Source organism: Pseudarthrobacter sp. 01T43 (assembly GCF_056398665.1).
Genome location: NZ_JBFTPV010000001.1, coordinates 249,258 through 266,425, shown reverse-complemented (window position 1 = coordinate 266,425; position 17,168 = coordinate 249,258). Strand labels below are relative to the sequence as shown.

Below are 17,168 nucleotides of genomic sequence, written 5' to 3'. Positions count from 1 at the left end.
CAGCTCCCCGCTGTCCAGTGCAAACCGTTGGGCAACCGATTGTGGACTGTTAGAACGTTTCAGTTAAGCCCCTTGAAGGGAGATGCTGCAACATTCTTGACAATCGGTTGCCAAACTTGGCAATCATGCGTACTCTGAATCTCGCAAGGTCGGTGTGGCACACGCCACATCGGCCGGATTCGTCTCTCTCACGTTCCACAGATTCAGGAGCCAACAATGAAGTTAGGTCCCAAGGCGGCAGCAGCCGCCCTCACCGTCAGCGCAGCTTTGGCGCTAACCGCCTGCGGAGGCGGCGCCACCGGTGCCAACAACCCGGCCGCAGCCAAGACGACCACCCTGACGTTGGGCACCGTTCAGGAAATTCGTTCCTGGGACCCGGCACAGGCCCACGTCGGCCACATCCTCCAGCCCTACCAGGCCGCCTATGACTCCCTGCTCCTGCGGGAACCGGACGGCAAGCTCAGCCCCATGCTGGCCACCCAGTGGAAGTACAACGACACCAACACTAAGCTCACCGTGGACCTCCGCACGGACGTGACGTTCAGCGATGGCGCCAAGTTCGACGCCGAAGCAGCCAAGGCAAACCTGGACCACTTCAAGACGGCCAACGGCCCGCAGATGGCCCAACTGACGGCGGTCACCGACGTTGCAGTGGTTGATGCCGACACCATCGAGCTCAACCTCTCCACCCCGGATCCTTCGCTGGAGTTCTACCTCAGCCAGGCCGCCGGCCTCATGGGCAGCCCCAAGGCCCTGGGCACCGAAGCAATCAAGACCGAACCTGTTGGTTCCGGCCCCTACGTGATGGACAAGGCCGCCACGGTCAAGGACTCACAGTCCGTGTTCACCGCGCGCAAGGACTACTGGAACAAGGACCTCCAGAAGTTCCAGAAGGTCACCTTTAAAACCCTGACCGATTTGACCGCCCGGACCAACGCTTTGGTTTCCGGCCAGGTGGACGGCGCGCCGCTGGACCCGAAGACCGGCAAGCAGGCAGAGGGCGCCAAGATGACGCTGGTTACCAACCAGGTGGACTGGCAGGGACTGCTGCTCATGGACCGCGATGGCGCCACGAACACGCCGCTGGGCAACCTCAAGGTTCGCCAGGCCATCAACTACGCCTTTGACCGCAAGACCATCCTGGACCAGGTCCTGCTGGGCCAGGGCACCCCGACCTCGCAGCCTTTTGGCAAGGCGAGCGGCGCCTGGACTGAAGAGCTCGAAAGCTACTACTCCTACGATCCGGCCAAGGCCAAGCAGCTCCTGAAGGAGGCCGGCTACGAGACCGGAGTCACCCTTGATGTCCCCTCGGTTCCAGGCTTCGAAACCCAGCTCGCCGTCGTCAAGCAGCAGCTGGCTGACGTTGGGATCACGCTGAACGTCGGTTCCGCGATCACCAACACCTACACTTCGGATGTCGCAGCGAAGAAGTTCAGCAGCATCTACTTCACCCTGTTCCAGGGTGAGCCGTGGGTCGCCATCAACCAGATCGTTTCCACCAAGGCGCTCTACAACCCCTTCAAGAACACCAGCCCCGAACTCCAGGCCAAGATCGACGCCGTGCAGAACGGCGCCAAGGACGCCCCCAAGCTGGCCCAGGAAGTCAACAAGTATGTGGTTGAGCAGGCCTGGTTCGCGCCCCTGTTCCGGGTGAACCAGATGTACTACCACAACTCCAAGATCACCGTGACGCCGCAGATCCAGCAGGCCGTCCCGTCGATCTACAACTACGCGCCCGCCACGTAGGCCGGGTTAACAGCCACAAACCGGCGCAGGTCCGGCGGTCCGCTTCAGGCGGGCCGCCGGACCGGGCACTCAATACCATGCCAGTTCAATGGAGCCAGCAATGATCCCTTTCATCCTCAAACGCCTCGGCAGCGGAATAGTAGTCCTGCTCGCTGTCTCGATCCTCACCTTTTCCCTGCTCTACGTATCGAGTGGCAGCATCGCCCGGAACATCCTGGGCGACCAGGCAACACCGGCACAGTTGGCCGTCAAGGAAGCCGAGTTGGGGCTCGACCAGCCCATCATCACCCGCTACTTCAGCTGGCTCACGAGCGCGCTGGGTGGAGATTTGGGCGCCTCGTGGTTCACGTCCGAACCCGTTGCCAACGCCCTGGCCACCCGCATTCCCGTCACCATGACCATGGTGGTGGTGGCCATGATCCTCATTTCCCTCATCGCCACCCTCATTGGTGTGGCAGCAGCCGTGAAGCGCGGCTGGGTGGACCGCGTTGTCCAGATTGGTGCAATTATTGGGGACTCCATTCCCGGATTCGTCATCGGCATCATCCTGGTGACCATCCTGGCTATCCAGATGGGCCTGTTCCCCGCCACGAGCACCATTGCACCCGGCGTGGACGCTTCCGCCTGGGTGCTGTCGCTGACCCTTCCGGTGATCGCCCTGCTGATCAACGGTGTCACCGGCGGTGCGCAGCAGATCCGCAGCGCCGTCATCAAGCAGCTCGAACGCGACTACGTCCGCACCCTCCGCAGCCGCGGAATCGGTGAACGGGAAGTCCTTTTCAAGCACGTCCTCCGCAGCGCCGCACCGGCAGGCCTGACCGTGCTGAGCCTCCAGCTGATTGGCATGCTCGGCGGCGTGGTCATCCTTGAGTCGATCTTTGCCCTGCCCGGCATGGGCCCCATGGCTGTCACCGCTACCATCCAGAGCGACCAGCCGGTGGTCATGGGCGTTGTTATGTACACCGTCGCCGTTGTGATTGTGGTCAACCTGATTGTTGACCTGCTCAACGGCTGGCTTAACCCGAAGGTGCGTGTCTCGTGACCGAGTCCGTCGAAACCTCAGCCCTGACGCCGGCCGCAGGCCATCCCGTTCCGGGAAAATCCGGCCAGACCGGCACCGTTGTCCGGTCCTCAGCCTTCAAGCGGATCCTGAAGAACCCGTTGGGCGTTGTTGCCCTCGTCATCCTGCTGGGCGTGGTCCTGCTCGCTGCATTTGCGAGTGTCCTGGCACCGTTCGACCAGAACTTCGCCAACATCTCCAAGACCCTGGCCGCACCCGACTCCGTCAACATCCTCGGAACGGACAGCTCCGGGCGTGACGTGTGGAGCCGGTTGCTGTTCGGTGCGCAGCTGACGCTGCTCTCAGCGCTGCTTTGCGCCGCCGTCGCGATCGTGATCGGCCTTCCCGCCGGCCTGGTGGCCGGCTACTACGCCGGAAAGTTCGAAGCCGTGGCCAACTGGATTGTTGGCATCCTGATGAGCCTCCCAGGCTTGATCGTGCTCATGACCATCCGTTCCGCCTTCGGCCCGTCGGTCTGGATTGCCATGATCGCTTTCGGCGTCCTGATCAGCCCGTCCTACTTCCGTCTGGTGCGCTCTGCCGTGCAGTCGGTCCGCAACGAGCTCTACGTGGATGCGGCCCGTGTCTCCGGCCTGTCCGACCTGAGGATCATCACCCGCCACATCTTCTCCGTGGTCCGCGCTCCGATCATCATCCAGACCGCAGCCATCACCGGCGTTGCCATCGCCATCCAGTCCGCCCTGGAGTTCCTGGGGCTGGGGGATCCGGCCAAGGCAACCTGGGGCGTGATGCTGAGCGAAGGCTTCAAGAACGTCTACCTCACGCCGTCCCTGCTCTTCTGGCCCGCCTTCGCTATGGCATTGACCATCGGGGCCCTGGTCCTGCTTGGAAACGCTGTCCGCGATGCCCTCGAAGACGGCGAAAAGATCAAGAACCGCAGGAAAAAAGCATCTGAGGCAAAGGACGCGGCTGCCGCCAGCGCCGCCAAGGCAGCACGCAAAACCATTGCCGTCGTCGAAGCCGGAACCGAACACCACCTGGTCAAGGTGACCAACCTCGGTGTCGGTTACCCGCAGGCCGACGGTTCCATCAAAAAAGTTGTCGACGACGTTTCCTTCCACGTGGACCGTGGCGAGATCCTCGGAATTGTGGGCGAGTCAGGGTCGGGCAAGTCCCAGACGGCGTTCTCGATCCTGGGCCTGCTGCCGGACACTGCCCGCATCGTGGCCGGCGCCATCCAGTTCGACGGCAACTACACCGTGGCGCCCGGCGAAGACAAAGTGAACCAGGGCCGGCTGTCCAAACTGCGCGGCAAGCGGATTTCCTACATCCCGCAGGAACCCATGAGCAACCTGGATCCGGCCTTCACCATCGGCTACCAACTGGTCACCCCCATGGTGCGGGTTCTCGGAATCTCCAAGGCAGAAGCCACCACCCGGGCCATGAAGCTGCTCACCGACGTCGGAATCGTCAACCCCGAGAGGACCTTCAAGGCCTACCCCCACGAGGTCTCCGGCGGCATGGCCCAGCGTGTGCTCATCGCCGGCGCCATCAGCTGCGAACCGGACCTCATCATTGCGGACGAGCCCACCACCGCCCTGGACGTCACCGTGCAGGCCGACGTGCTGGACCTCATCCGCGACCTCCAGCGCCGCCTCGGCGTAGGCGTCATCCTGGTAACCCACAACTTCGGTGTCGTGGCTGACCTCTGCGACCGCGTTGTGGTCATGCAGAACGGACGGCTCGTGGAGGAAGGCCCCGTGCGGGAAATCCTGCGCGAACCGAAGGAACGCTATACCCAGACCCTGCTGGCTTCCATGCTCGAAGGCAAGGAACCCATGACCATGCTGGTGTCAGCCGGTTCGCCTGCAACCGCGTCGTCAACCGCGAAGGAGAACGCACTGTGACCGAAACTGTAGCCCTGGATGCCGCGGAATCAGCCCCGGCCCGCGACGGACTCCTGCGCGTGGAGAACCTCGTGGTGGACTATGCAGGCAAAGGCTTCCGGGCCAAAAAGTTCCGCGCCCTGACGGACATCAACATCCATATCGGCCAGGGCGAGACCCTGGGCCTGGTGGGGGAGTCCGGCTCGGGCAAGACCACGCTGGGCCGCGCGGTCCTGGGCCTGGCCCCGGTAAGCGGCGGCAAGATCAGCTTCGAAGGCCAGGACATCAGCCATGCCAGCCGGAAGCAGCGCCGCGTCCTGAGCCGCGACATGCAGGTGGTCTTCCAGGATCCCTACACGTCGCTAAACCCGGCCCTGGAGATCGGCGAGATCCTCGCCGAACCCCTGGGTGTGCAGGGCATGGAAGCCACGGCGGCCAAGAAGCGCGTGAAGGAACTCCTGGACCAGGTTGGCCTGCCTTCGGACGCCATCCACCGCCTGCCGCGCGAGTTCAGCGGCGGACAGCGTCAGCGCGTGGCGATCGCCCGGGCCCTGGCACTGTCTCCCAAGCTCATCGTCTGCGACGAACCGGTCAGTGCCCTGGACCTGTCCACGCAGGCCCGGGTCCTGGATCTCTTCCTGCAGATCCAGAAGGACACCGGCGTTTCCTACCTGTTTGTCTCCCACGACCTTGACGTGGTCCGCCACATCAGCCACCGTGTGGCTGTGATGTACCGTGGAGAAATCGTGGAACAGGGGCCGGCAGAGGTTGTCACCCGCGACCCCGAACACCCCTACACCCAGCGTTTGCTCCTCGCTTCCCCGGTGCCGGACCCGGACCGGCAGGAGAAGCGCCGCGCAGACCGTCACCGCCTGCTCGAAGAGCAGCGGCAGCAGGCCGAACAGGCTGGCGTCCCCGCCTAGGGCACGTGCCGAAAACCAACAAACCGTAACAACGATGGAGGGCTAACATGGCCAAATCAGCCAAAATTGGCGTACAGGCAATGATGCTGAGGGACAGCTTCGCCGAAGCCGGGGCATTCGAAACGCTCCGCAAGGTCAGCGAAATCGGGTACCACGCCGTCGAGATCTCCCAGATCCCGATGACGCCGGAGAACGTGGCGGAACTGGACCGATCCCGCGCTGAACTGGGCATGGACATCGCAGCACTTTCCGTGGCCATGGAGACCCCCAAGGGACGCCCGGGCGATTCGCTGGCGGAGCACTTCGACAAAATCGTCGATGATGCCAAACGCCTGGACTCGAAGCTGCTGCGGATTGGCATGCTGCCCTTTGCGGCGATGACCTCGATTGGGGCAGTGGTTGACTTCGCCAAGCAGGCCAATGACTATGCCGAACGCCTCCAGGAGCAGGGCCTCAGCCTGTATTACCACAACCACCACATCGAATTCGCGAAATTCGACGGCAAGTACATGCTGGACATCATCGCGGAAAACTCCCCGGCCATGGGGATGGAAATCGACGTGCACTGGGTACAACGCGGCGGCCTGGACCCGGTCCGCACGCTGGAAAAGTACGCCGGCCGCACGGCCATGGTCCACCTCAAGGATTACCGGATCGGCATGATGCCGGAGTCCTCCCTGGGGCTGCTGGACTCCGGGGACTTCGCCGGCTTCATGACCGAATTCAAGAACGTTGTCCAGTTCGCCGAAGTGGGCGAGGGCAACCTGGACTTCGCGTCCATCATCCCGGCCGCGCAGGCTGCCGGTGCCGAGTACCTGCTGGTGGAACAGGACGAGCTCTACGGCCGCACCGTCTGGGAAGCGCTGCAGACCTCCTACGACAACCTCGTTGCGCTGGGCCAGTCCCACCTCTTCTAACCTGTTCCCCGACGAAGCACCACAGAAAACGGAGATTCATTCCATGAGCAAGAAAGTACGCCTCGGCATCATCGGCCTGGGCCAGCAGGGCGGCGCCTACGCCAAGTTCATCACGGACGGACTGGTCCCCAACATGGAGATCGGCGCCATCTGCGACTTCGATCCGGCCAAGAAGGAACTGGCCGCTGCCACGTACCCGGACGCGCCGTTCTACGAGGACTACATCGCCATGCTGGAAAGCGGCGACGTTGACGCCGTCGTAACCTGCGTACCGCACTTCCTGCACCCTGAGATGGGCATCGAGACACTCAAGCGCAACATTCACGCGCTCGTGGAGAAGCCCGCCGGCGTTTACACCAAGCAGGTCAAGGAACTGAACGAGTTCGCTGCCACCAAGCCGGAACTGACCTTCGGCATCATGTTCAACCAGCGCAACAACCCCCTGTACCAGAAGCTCAAAGAGATTGTTGAGGGCGGCGAGATCGGCAAGATCCGCCGGACCAACTGGATCATCACCACCTGGTGGCGGCCGCAGGGCTACTACAACTCCAGCGAATGGCGTGCCACGTGGGGCGGCGAGGGCGGCGGCGTCCTGGTCAACCAGGCGCCGCACCAGCTGGACCTGTGGCAGTGGATCTGCGGCGTCCCGAAGTCGGTTTACGCGAAGGTGGCGTTCGGCTTCCGGCGCGATATCGCCGTCGAGGACGAAGTGACGGCAGTAGTGGATTACGGCGACGGCGCCACCGGCGTCTTTGTCACGGCCACGCACGACCTGACCGGCACCGACCGCTTCGAAATCCTGGGCGACCAGGGCAAGATCGTGGTCGAAAACAGCAAGACCGCCACCGTGACCCGCCTGCACAAGCCCGAGCGCGAGCTCAGTGAAGGCATGGACATGGACGATGTCCGCAAGCTCTTTATGGGCGAGCTGAACCCGGAACAGTATTACACCACCGAGGTCATCGAGTTCGAGTCCGCCTGGGGTGCCCAGCACTCCGGCGTCCTGGAAAACTTTGCCGCCAACATCCTGGACGGCACCCCGCTCCTGGCCCCGGGCTCGGACGGCATTAACGGCGTCCGCCTGGCCAACGCCATCCACCTTTCTGCCTGGACCGGCAAGGAAGTTGGCCTGGACTTCGACGAGAACGAGTTCCTGGCCGAGCTCAACAAGCGCATCGCCGAAGAGGGCAAGTTCCCGCAGCGCAGCTAACCAAGCGGCACCCCCAACCCAACTGAGTCGCAGTTAATGCTGTTATGAGCGTTCATAACGGCATTAACTGCGACCTACTTGGGCAGTTTGCTCGCTAGGATGGGGCGGTGACTGAACCCAAGATGCCGGATGCCACCACACCTGCGGGCGCGGCCAAAAAGCACGGCCGGGACGGCAAATCCAATGCAACGATTTACGACATCGCGAGGATTGCCGGCGTCAACGCTTCCACGGTTTCACGGGCGCTCAGCAAGCCCGGACGGGTCAGTCCCAAAACGCAGAAGCTGATCGAGGACGCGGCCGCCGAGCTGAACTACCATGTGAACCCGTTCGCCCGCGCCCTTCCCACCGGCAAGACGAACACCTTCGGCCTGATCGTCGCGGACATCACCAACCCCACCTTCTTCGACATTATCCGCGGCGCCGAGACCACCGCGACGGACCGTGACTACACCCTGGTCCTCGCCGAATCGGCCGAGTCCCCGGCAACGGAACTGACTGCGGCCCGCCGCCTGATGGCCACAGTGGACGGCCTCATCCTGGCGAGCCCCCGCATGGACGATGACAACATCCGCGCCTTGGCCCGGGACAAACCCGTGGTGGTGATCAACCGCGAAGTGGAGGGTGTGCCGTGCGTGGTGCCGGACGTGCACAAGGGGCTCAGTGAGGCGGTCCGCAGCCTGGCCGGGAATGGCCACCAGAAGATCGCCTACGTGGCGGGCCCGCCCGAATCCTGGATGTCCGAACGCCGCTGGGAGGGCGTGCAGGCGGCCTGCGAGTGGTCCCGGCTGGAGGCAGTCCGGCTTGAGTCCACCAAACCAACGGTCGACGGCGGCCGGCAGACGGCGCGTGATGTCCGCGCCAGCGGCGCCACTGCGGTGTTGACCTACAACGATCTGCTCGCCATCGGCCTGATGCAGGAGCTCCAGGCCGCCGGCATCACGGTGCCGGACCAGATCAGCATCGTGGGCTTCGATGACATCTTCGGTGCGGACTTCACGACGCCGCCACTCACCACCGTGCGTTCGCCACTGGGGGAGTGCGGGGAGGGTGCTGCCACGCGCCTCCTGGACCTCCTGCACGGAAGCGGTGAGCCCGCCGGCACCCTCAGTGTCGAGACGGAGCTGGTACTCCGCGGTTCCAGCGGACGGATTCTGTCCGCCTGACCAGCCGGGGGACGGCCCGCCCACCGCTTGACCACTGCTTGGCAATTTTTGGCAACCGGTTGACAAACGCAGGGGCCAAGCCGGATTATTGACCTATGTCACAGTCGATTGCTGCCAACCCAGACAGGCTCCTGCCCGCCGACCCAGGAACGCGCAGCATCGCGCGCGACCTGCTCCAGCGCGTCCAGGACCTCCCCATTATCTCCCCGCATGGCCACGTTGACGCTGCTGTCATCGAGAACGACACGCCCTTTCCTGATCCGGCGGCGCTGCTGGTCAGCCCGGACCACTACGTCACCCGCCTCATCCACGCCAGCGGCGTCTCACTGGACAAGCTGCGCGCAGGCGGAGCCACCACACCCGAATCGCGGGACATCTGGCGCACCTTCGTGGACGCCTGGCCCCTCTTTGAGGGCACGGCGTCCGGCTACTGGCTGCGCACCCAGTTCGACAGTGTCTTCAAGCTGGGCGCAGACCTCGGCGAGATGTCCGCTGACGCCAGCTATGACGCCATTGCGGCCAAGCTCGTTGAGCCCGGCTTCCGCCCGCGCCAGCTCTTCAAGGACTTCAACATCGAGGTCCTGGCCACCACGGACGACCCCCTGGACAACCTCGCCAGCCACAAAGCGATCGCCGAGGATCCCACGTTCGACGGCCGCGTCCTGCCGACCTTCCGCCCGGACCAGTACCTGAACATCGCGCACCCCACATGGAGTGCCAATGTGGACCGCCTTATCGACGCTGCCGGCGACGGAGCCACCGGCTACGCCGCTTACATCAGGGCGCTGGAGAACCGCCGCCRCTACTTCGTCGAACACGGCGCAGTCTCCGCCGACCATGGCGTGGCCACCCCCGCGACGCTGAAGCTGGACCGTGCCGAGGCGGAGCGGATCTTTGAACTCGCCCGGGCCGGCAAAGCCACGGCAGAGGACCGCAACACCTTCGAAGCCCACATGATGTACCAGATGGGCCGCATGTCGGTCGAGGACGGGTTGGTCATGACCATCCACCCGGGCTCCTTCCGCAACCACCACACGCCCACGTTCGAGGGCTTCGGCGCCGACACCGGCCACGACATTCCGTTCGCCGTGAACTACACCGAGGGCGTCCGTGACCTGCTGCAGGACTTCGGCACGGCCAAGGACTTCCACCTGGTGCTCTTCACCATGGACGAGACCGTGTTCTCCCGCGAACTGGCCCCGCTGGCCGGGTTCTACCCGTCCGTCTACCTTGGCGCCCCCTGGTGGTTCCTGGACGCCCCGGATGCGATGCTGCGGTTCCGCTCGGCAGTGACCGAAACCACCGGATTCTCCCGTTCCTCGGGCTTCATCGACGACACCCGCGCCTTCTGCTCCATCCCGGCCCGGCACGACGCGTCCCGCCGGATTGAAGCCGCTTTCCTGGCCCGCCTCGTGGCCGAGCACCGTGTCAGTGAGGAACGCGCCCACGAAATCATCGTGGACATCGTCGATTCGTCCCCGCGAAGGGTATTCAAACTGTGACCACCGAACAGTCAAGCCCCGAACAGTCAAGCCCCGAACAGACCGGCGAAACTTCCGGCCCCGGCGCGCTTCCCCAGCTGAACCGGACTCTGCACGCTGCGGCCAAGCCACCAGTCCGGATCGTCCACCTCGGGCTCGGCGCCTTCCACCGCTCGCACCAGGCCTGGTACACCAGCCAGGCCGGCGACGCCGCGGACTGGGGCATCGCGGCCTTCACCGGACGCCGCCCCGACGCCGCCGTGGCACTCGCCGAGCAGGACGGCCTCTTCACGCTCGTGGAGCGCGCTGACAGCGGCGACACGTTCGCCGTCGTCGGCAGCATTGTTGAAGCCGCGGACGGCGCGGACGTGCAGCGGCTCGCGGAACTGGTTGCCGCACCCGCCACCGCCATGGTCACACTGACCGTCACCGAAGCGGCGTACCGGCTGGGTGCCGACGGGCAGCTCGACACCACCGCGTCCGACGTCGCCTCGGACCTCGCGCTGCTGGCTTCAGGCAGCGGGAAACCGTCGACGCCGCTGGGCCGCCTGGTCTTCGCCCTCGGCGCCCGCCGGGCTGCCGGAGCCGGGCCAATCGCCGTCGTCTGCTGCGACAACCTCGCCAACAACGGCACCGTTGCGCACAACGCTGTGACCGGCCTGGCCGCTGCCTGGGATGCGGACCTCGCCGCCTGGGTTGAGGCGAACGTCAGCTTTGTCGGCACGTCCGTGGACCGCATCACGCCGCGCACCACGGAAGCCGACATCGCCGCCGTCGAGGCCGCCTGCGGGTACCACGACAACTCCCCGGTTGTTGCTGAACCCTTTACGAACTGGGTGCTTAGCGGCGAATTCCCTGCCGGACGTCCGCGCTGGGAAGATGCCGGGGCGGTCTTCGTTGACCACATCGAACCTTTCGAGAACCGCAAGCTGTGGCTCCTGAACGGGGCGCATTCCCTGCTGGCGTACGCCGGCCAGCTCCGTGGCCACACCACCGTGGCCGAAGCCCTGGCGGACCCGCAGTGCCGCAAGGCTGTGGAAAGCTTCTGGGACGAGGCCGAGGCCAACCTGTCCGGTGCGGCCGCCGGCGGCGCTGACCTCCAGATCCCCGCGTACCGTGACGCCCTGCTGGACCGCTTCAGCAACGCACGGATCGCCCATCACCTGGCCCAGATCGCCATGGACGGCAGTACCAAGCTGCGCATGCGCGCCGTGCCTGTCCTCCAGGCCGAACGGGCCCAGGGCAGGTCCGGAGCTGCTGCGGCACTGATGATTGCGGCCTGGATGGATTTCAGCGCAGCAGCCGAGACGTTCCACGATCCGCTCGCGGCAGAGGTGGCCGAGGCCAACAAGCTCGAAGGCGCAGAGCGTGTGCAGGCGTTGCTCGCGCTGGTTGATCCGGCCGTGGCTGCCGACGACGCCGTGGTGGCACTCGTTGCCGGCCTGCTCGGAACTTTCGCGGCGGCGTCCTAACCGGCCGTCCCGGCACCACAGTTGTAAAGCAGCACTGCCTGGTCCAGGTTCCTGGACCGGGCAGTGCTGTTTTCGCTGACCTGCAGTTTCATGAAGTTTCAACAGAAATTTATGGCAACCGCTTGCCATTTGATTGCCAAGTGACTAGGATTACATACAACGAGTTACAGGCGGCGGCACTCCCGTCCCATGTGGATTTTCCGGTTGAGGCCTGGCCAAAGATTCACCGCTTCATAGCATTTCAATATTTAGCCGGCCCCCACGGCGGCAAGGGTAAAGGAGCCCAATCATGAAAAAGCTAAACAAGCTCAGCATCGTCGGCTATGGGGCCGGCGATGCCGCAAACAATCTCGCTTTCACCACCGCCACCATGTTTTTGCTGGTGTATTACACGGACGTCGCCGGTATCTCCGCAGCGGCCGCCGGAACCCTGCTGCTTGTAGTCCGCTTGTTCGACGCCTTCGCGGATGTTTTCGCCGGCCGGATCGTTGACAGGACCTACAGCAAGCGCTTCGGCAAGTTCCGTCCCTTCATTATGTTCGGCTCCATCCCGCTGCTCCTGCTGAGCGTGGCAGTGTTCTCCGTCCCCCAGTTGGGCGAGTCCGGCGCGCTGCTGTACGCCTATGTCACCTACGCCGCCCTTGGCCTGGCCTACAGCCTCGTGAACATTCCGTTCGGTTCGCTGGCCGGCGCCATGACGCAGGATCCGGGTGAGCGGGCCAAACTTGGCTCGGCCCGCATGATCGGCGCCTTGCTGGTTAGTTCGGCCCTGGGCATTTTCGTGGCACCGATGATCAAGCCCGGCGCTGACCTCCAGTCGACGTTCACCACCATTACGCTCATCTTCGTGGTGATCGGAACGGCGCTGTACTTCTTCACGGCTTTGACCGCCAAGGAACGCGTGCACCGCGCAGTCCCCAACGTGTCTTTGAAGCAGAGCCTGGAAACCCTCAAAACCAATAAGCCCCTGCTGATGCTGTGTCTGAGCTCCTTCTTCTTCCTCACCGGCTACCTGGCACTGACTTCCGTGCAGCTGTACTACCTGCGCGATGTCCTGGGCCGCCTGGACCTTTACCCTGTCCTGTCCATCATCCAGCTGGCGCTGACTTTCGTGCTGGCCGGGTTCATGCCCCGCCTGGTCCGCAACGTCGGCAAGAAGCGCGTCTATATCTACTCCTCGCTGATCAGCGTCGCCGGCGGGGCGGTCATCTTCCTCACCCCGGCCAGCCAGGTCTGGATCGGCTTCAGCGGCCTCGTGATCAGCGTGGTGGGCGTCCTCGCCGTCAACATCGTGGTGTGGGCCCTGGAATCTGACACCGTGGAGTACGGCGAATGGAAGACCGGTGTCCGCACCGAAGGCATCACCTACGCGCTGTTCTCCTTCACTCGAAAGTCCGGCCAGGCCGTGGGCGGCGCCCTTGCCGCGTATGCGCTCGCCCTGGGCGGTTACAAGTCCGGCGGAGTGGCGCAGACCCCGGATGCCGTGTTCGGTATCCAGATCGCTGCGGGTGCACTTCCGGCCGTACTGACTATCCTTGCGGTATTGGTTATGACCAAATACTCGCTAACGGATGCCAAGCACGCGGCAATCCTCAAGGAAATCCAGGAACGCCGGACCAAAACGGTGCAGCCCGGAACCCCGGCTGATGCCAGCCAGGCGGCCGGTGCTGCCGCCCCGATTCACGCCAGCACGCCTGCTGGCCGATAACTCCAAACACGACTAACTACCTGTTGTTCCCGAAAGGACCTGCCGTGAAAATCATTGCCGCTGAGGTGTTCGTGACAAGCCCGTCCCGTAACTTCGTGACCCTGCGCATCACAACGGACGATGGAGTCACCGGCATCGGTGACGCCACGCTGAATGGCCGCGAACTGGCTGTCGCCGCATACCTCAAAGAGCATGTTGCACAGCTGCTGATCGGCAAGGATCCGCACAAGATCGAGGACACCTGGCAGTTCCTGTACCGCAGCTCATACTGGCGCCGCGGCCCGGTCACCATGGCGGCCATCGCCGCCGTGGACATGGCCCTGTGGGACATCAAGGGCAAGATGGCTAACATGCCGGTCTACCAGCTGCTGGGCGGCGCGTCACGCAACGGCCTGCGCGCTTACGGCCACGCTTCCGGGGCGGACATCGAGTCACTGTTCGACTCCGTCCGCGAGCACCTGGAACTGGGCTACAAGTCGGTCCGCATCCAGACCGCGGTTCCCGGCATCAAGGCCGTTTACGGTGTCGCCGCCCAGGCCCAGGCCTCTGGCGAGCGTTACGACTACGAGCCCGCCGGCCGCGGCGCGTTCCCCGTGGAAGAGGACTGGGACACCCGCGCCTACCTCCGCCACCTGCCCACCGTCTTTGAAGCCGTGCGCAACGAGTTCGGCCCGGAACTGCCGCTGCTGCACGACGGCCACCACCGCATGACCCCCATCCAGGCGGCCAAGCTCGGCAAGGCCCTGGAACCGTACGACCTGTTCTGGCTGGAGGACTGCACGCCGGCCGAAAACCAGGAGGCCCTGCGCCTGGTCCGCCAGCACACCACCACCCCGCTGGCCATCGGTGAAATCTTCAACACCGTGTACGACTACCAGACCATCATCAAGGAACAGCTGATCGACTACGTCCGCGCTGCCTCCACCCACTTCGGCGGCATCTCCCCGCTGAAGAAGGTCATGGACTTCGCCGCCCAGTACCAGATCAAGTCCGGCTTCCACGGACCCACCGACATTTCCCCGGTGGGCTTCGCCGCCCAGCTGCACGTGGGCCTGGCCATCCACAACTACGGCATCCAGGAATACATGCAGCACTCGGACAAGACCAACGAGGTCTTCGAGCAGTCCATGACCTTCGTGGACGGCTACCTGCACCCGGGCGACAAGCCCGGCATCGGCGTCGAGTTCAACGAGGAAGCCGCAGCTGCCTACCCGTACCAGCAGGCCTACCTGCCGTACAACCGCCTCGTAGACGGCACTGTCCATGACTGGTGAGGCACGACTGGTGATCAGCAACCAAACTGCCTCCTCGACCTCTGGCCCGCGCGTTATTGTCATGGGCGTGTCCGGCTGCGGCAAAACTACCATCGGTGACCTGGTGGCCCGGGAACTGAATATTCCCTTCCTCGACGCAGACTCCCTCCACCCGGTGGAGAACGTCGCCAAGATGGCAGCCGGCATCCCGCTGACCGACGAGGACCGCTGGCCGTGGCTCGCCACGGTGGGCTCGAAACTGGCGGCAGCCGGCACGGGGGGCCTGGTCCTGGCCTGCTCGGCACTGCGCCGGAGCTACCGCGACGCCATCCGGGCCCAGGCGCCGGATACGGTGTTCCTGCACCTGCACGGCAGCAAAGAAGTTCTGAGGGCACGGACTGAAGGGCGTTCCGGGCACTTCATGCCGCCCGCGCTGCTGGACTCCCAACTGGCCACCCTCGAACCGTTGGAAGCGGACGAGGCAGGCATCGTGGTGGACATCGCCGGCCCTGTGGCCCAGGTGGTGACCGACGCACTGGCGGGAATCGCTGCGGCCGGAATCGCCGCCGTCGGAACCTCAGCAGCTGACGCCGCAGGTGCTGCCGGCACCCAGGGCCGCCAGTTCAACGTCGACCTTAAGGCCGCGCCGTTTAACCTCGATGACGCGGCGGTTGACTGGGTGAACTCCACCCTGGAATCGATGACGCTTGAGGAGAAGATCGGCCAGCTCTTCATCAACCACAACAACGACTACTCCCCGGAGTACCTCGACGGTGTGCTGGAGAACTTCCACGTGGGTGGCATGCGCTACCGGCCGGGGCCCTCGGGCGCTGTCCAGGAGCACATCCGTTACGCGCAGTCCAAGTCCAAGGTGCCGCTGCTGGTGGCGTCCAACCCCGAAATGGGCGGGGGCGGAAGCTGCGACGACGGCACGTTTGTGTCCACGCACCTGCAGGCCGGATCGCACCCGGACAAGTCCATCGCACGCCAGATGGGCCAGGTGGCGGGCGTCGAGACTGCGGCACTGGGCTGCAACTGGGCTTTCGCTCCGATCGTGGACATCCACTACAACTGGCGCAACACGGTCATCTCCACCCGGTCCTTCGGCAACACCCCGGACATCGTGGTGGAGCGCGCCAAGGAGTACTTCGACGGCATCAGCGAGTCACCCACCGCCTGCGCCATGAAGCACTTCCCCGGTGACGGGGTGGACGAGCGCGACCAGCACGTGGTCACGTCTTACAACACCTTCGGCTACGAGGAGTGGAACAAAACCTACGGCCACGTGTACCGGGAAATGATCGGGCACGGGGTGCAGTCCATCATGATCGGGCACATCGGTGCGCCGGAGCTGTCCCGGCACTTCCGCCCGGGCCTGGCGGACGCGGACATCAAACCCGCCACGCTGGCGCCGGAACTGCTCCAGGACCTGCTCCGCGGCGAACTCGGCTTCAACGGGCTGATCCTCACGGATGCCTCGCAGATGATCGGGCTCACCCAGGCCATGAAGCGCAAGGACCTCGTTCCTGCCACTATCGCCGCCGGTTGCGATATGTTCCTGTTCTTCCGCAACCCGGCCGAGGATTTCGGCTACATGCTGGATGGCTACAAGTCCGGCGTCATCAGCGAGCAGCGCCTGCACGACGCCCTGCGCCGCATCCTGGCGCTCAAGGCGTCGCTGGGCCTGCATGTGAAGGCCCGGGAAGAGCTGGTTCCGCCGGCCGAAGCGCTGGCCAAGATCGGCAGTGCCGAGCACCGTGCCGTTGCCGCCGAAATAGCGGACAAGACCGTCACCCTGGTCAAGGACACCGCGAACAACCTGCCCATCACGCCGGATACGCACAAACGGATCCGACTGTACGGAATCTCCGGCGACTCGGACTTCACCCGGGCAGACCCGCTGGCCTACCTGGACAAGGTCAAGGACGAGCTGGAGAAAGCCGGCTTCGAGGTGCACCTGTTCAAGACCGCTGCCCAGCGTGAAGCTGCAGGGGAGACGGGCATCAACTTCATGTCCGTCATCTCCGAGGAAGCCACCGGGGACTACGCGGACAAGTACGACGCCGCGTTCGTCTTCGCCAACGTCAAGGGCTTTGCCCAGGAAGCGGCCATCCGCATCAAGTGGTCCACTCCCATGGCGGCGGAGATCCCCTGGTACGTCACCGAGGTACCCACCGTGCTGGTGTCGCTGAACCAGCCCAACCACCTTATTGACGTGCCGATGGTCAAGACCGCCATCCACACTCACGCCGATTCCGTGGAGGCTATCCGGGCCACGATCGGGAAGATCATGGGCAAGTCCGGGTTCCAGGGGACGTTCAATGAGAACGTCTTCTGCGACTCCTTCGACACCCGGCTCTAACCCGGTAACTGCACCGCACAAAG

12 protein-coding genes are annotated in these 17,168 nt (G+C 64.2%); all 12 read left to right on the top strand.

Annotation, left to right across the window (positions count from 1 at the left end; translation table 11 throughout):
* The first annotated feature begins 216 nt into the window (after positions 1 to 216).
* The 12 genes from AC1DIM_RS01215 (at position 217) to AC1DIM_RS01160 (ending at position 17,145) form a co-directional block, all read left to right on the top strand.
* Positions 217 to 1,746, top strand: a complete 1,530-nt coding sequence (locus AC1DIM_RS01215) for an ABC transporter substrate-binding protein (protein ID WP_477708668.1) — start codon at positions 217 to 219, stop codon at positions 1,744 to 1,746.
* Between the two features lie 100 nt (positions 1,747 to 1,846).
* Positions 1,847 to 2,788 carry an ABC transporter permease gene (locus tag AC1DIM_RS01210; protein ID WP_477708667.1) on the top strand — a complete coding sequence of 314 codons (942 nt, stop codon included), beginning with the start codon at positions 1,847 to 1,849 and terminating at the stop codon, positions 2,786 to 2,788.
* Positions 2,785 to 4,674 carry a dipeptide/oligopeptide/nickel ABC transporter permease/ATP-binding protein gene (locus AC1DIM_RS01205; RefSeq protein ID WP_477708666.1) on the top strand — a complete coding sequence of 630 codons (1,890 nt, stop codon included), beginning with the start codon at positions 2,785 to 2,787 and terminating at the stop codon, positions 4,672 to 4,674. Before AC1DIM_RS01210 ends, AC1DIM_RS01205 begins: the two co-directional genes overlap by 4 nt.
* Positions 4,671 to 5,576, top strand: a complete 906-nt coding sequence (locus tag AC1DIM_RS01200; RefSeq protein ID WP_477708665.1) for an ATP-binding cassette domain-containing protein — start codon at positions 4,671 to 4,673, stop codon at positions 5,574 to 5,576. The genes AC1DIM_RS01205 and AC1DIM_RS01200 overlap by 4 nt, the downstream gene beginning before the upstream one ends.
* Positions 5,577 to 5,623: 47 nt before the next feature.
* Positions 5,624 to 6,493, top strand: a complete 870-nt coding sequence (locus AC1DIM_RS01195; RefSeq protein WP_477708664.1) for a sugar phosphate isomerase/epimerase family protein — start codon at positions 5,624 to 5,626, stop codon at positions 6,491 to 6,493.
* A gap of 43 nt (positions 6,494 to 6,536) precedes the next feature.
* Entirely contained in the window at positions 6,537 to 7,703 is a 1,167-nt protein-coding gene (locus AC1DIM_RS01190) for a Gfo/Idh/MocA family protein (RefSeq protein WP_477708663.1), read from the top strand.
* Positions 7,704 to 7,810: 107 nt separating this feature from the next.
* A complete protein-coding gene (locus AC1DIM_RS01185; RefSeq protein ID WP_477708662.1) occupies positions 7,811 to 8,869 on the top strand; it encodes a LacI family DNA-binding transcriptional regulator in 1,059 nt (352 codons plus the stop codon).
* 95 nt (positions 8,870 to 8,964) lie between these two features.
* Positions 8,965 to 10,371 (top strand): glucuronate isomerase, encoded by a 1,407-nt coding sequence (uxaC, locus tag AC1DIM_RS01180; protein WP_477708661.1) that lies wholly within the window; start codon positions 8,965 to 8,967, stop codon positions 10,369 to 10,371.
* Between the two features lie 77 nt (positions 10,372 to 10,448).
* The gene (locus AC1DIM_RS01175) at positions 10,449 to 11,822 is read left to right on the top strand and encodes a mannitol dehydrogenase family protein (protein WP_477708743.1); all 1,374 of its coding nucleotides are present in this window, start codon (positions 10,449 to 10,451) and stop codon (positions 11,820 to 11,822) included.
* Positions 11,823 to 12,111: 289 nt separating this feature from the next.
* Complete coding sequence (uidB, locus tag AC1DIM_RS01170; protein WP_477708660.1) at positions 12,112 to 13,530, top strand: glucuronide transporter; 1,419 nt, start codon at positions 12,112 to 12,114, stop codon at positions 13,528 to 13,530.
* A gap of 44 nt (positions 13,531 to 13,574) precedes the next feature.
* Positions 13,575 to 14,804 carry a D-mannonate dehydratase ManD gene (manD, locus tag AC1DIM_RS01165; RefSeq protein ID WP_108600586.1) on the top strand — a complete coding sequence of 410 codons (1,230 nt, stop codon included), beginning with the start codon at positions 13,575 to 13,577 and terminating at the stop codon, positions 14,802 to 14,804.
* Between the two features lie 61 nt (positions 14,805 to 14,865).
* Entirely contained in the window at positions 14,866 to 17,145 is a 2,280-nt protein-coding gene (locus AC1DIM_RS01160; protein ID WP_477708742.1) for a gluconokinase, GntK/IdnK-type, read from the top strand.
* Positions 17,146 to 17,168: the final 23 nt, after the last annotated feature.

What these genes read in the sequence shown, in the direction of transcription:
- AC1DIM_RS01210 (WP_477708667.1), top strand. Translation starts at nt 1,847, where the DNA reads ATGATCCCTTTCATCCTCAAACGCCTCGGCAGCGGAATAGTAGTCCTG.
- AC1DIM_RS01190 (WP_477708663.1), top strand. Translation starts at nt 6,537, where the DNA reads ATGAGCAAGAAAGTACGCCTCGGCATCATCGGCCTGGGCCAGCAGGGC.
- AC1DIM_RS01215 (WP_477708668.1), top strand. Translation starts at nt 217, where the DNA reads ATGAAGTTAGGTCCCAAGGCGGCAGCAGCCGCCCTCACCGTCAGCGCA.
- uidB (WP_477708660.1), top strand. Translation starts at nt 12,112, where the DNA reads ATGAAAAAGCTAAACAAGCTCAGCATCGTCGGCTATGGGGCCGGCGAT.
- AC1DIM_RS01195 (WP_477708664.1), top strand. Translation starts at nt 5,624, where the DNA reads ATGGCCAAATCAGCCAAAATTGGCGTACAGGCAATGATGCTGAGGGAC.
- AC1DIM_RS01160 (WP_477708742.1), top strand. Translation starts at nt 14,866, where the DNA reads ATGGGCGTGTCCGGCTGCGGCAAAACTACCATCGGTGACCTGGTGGCC.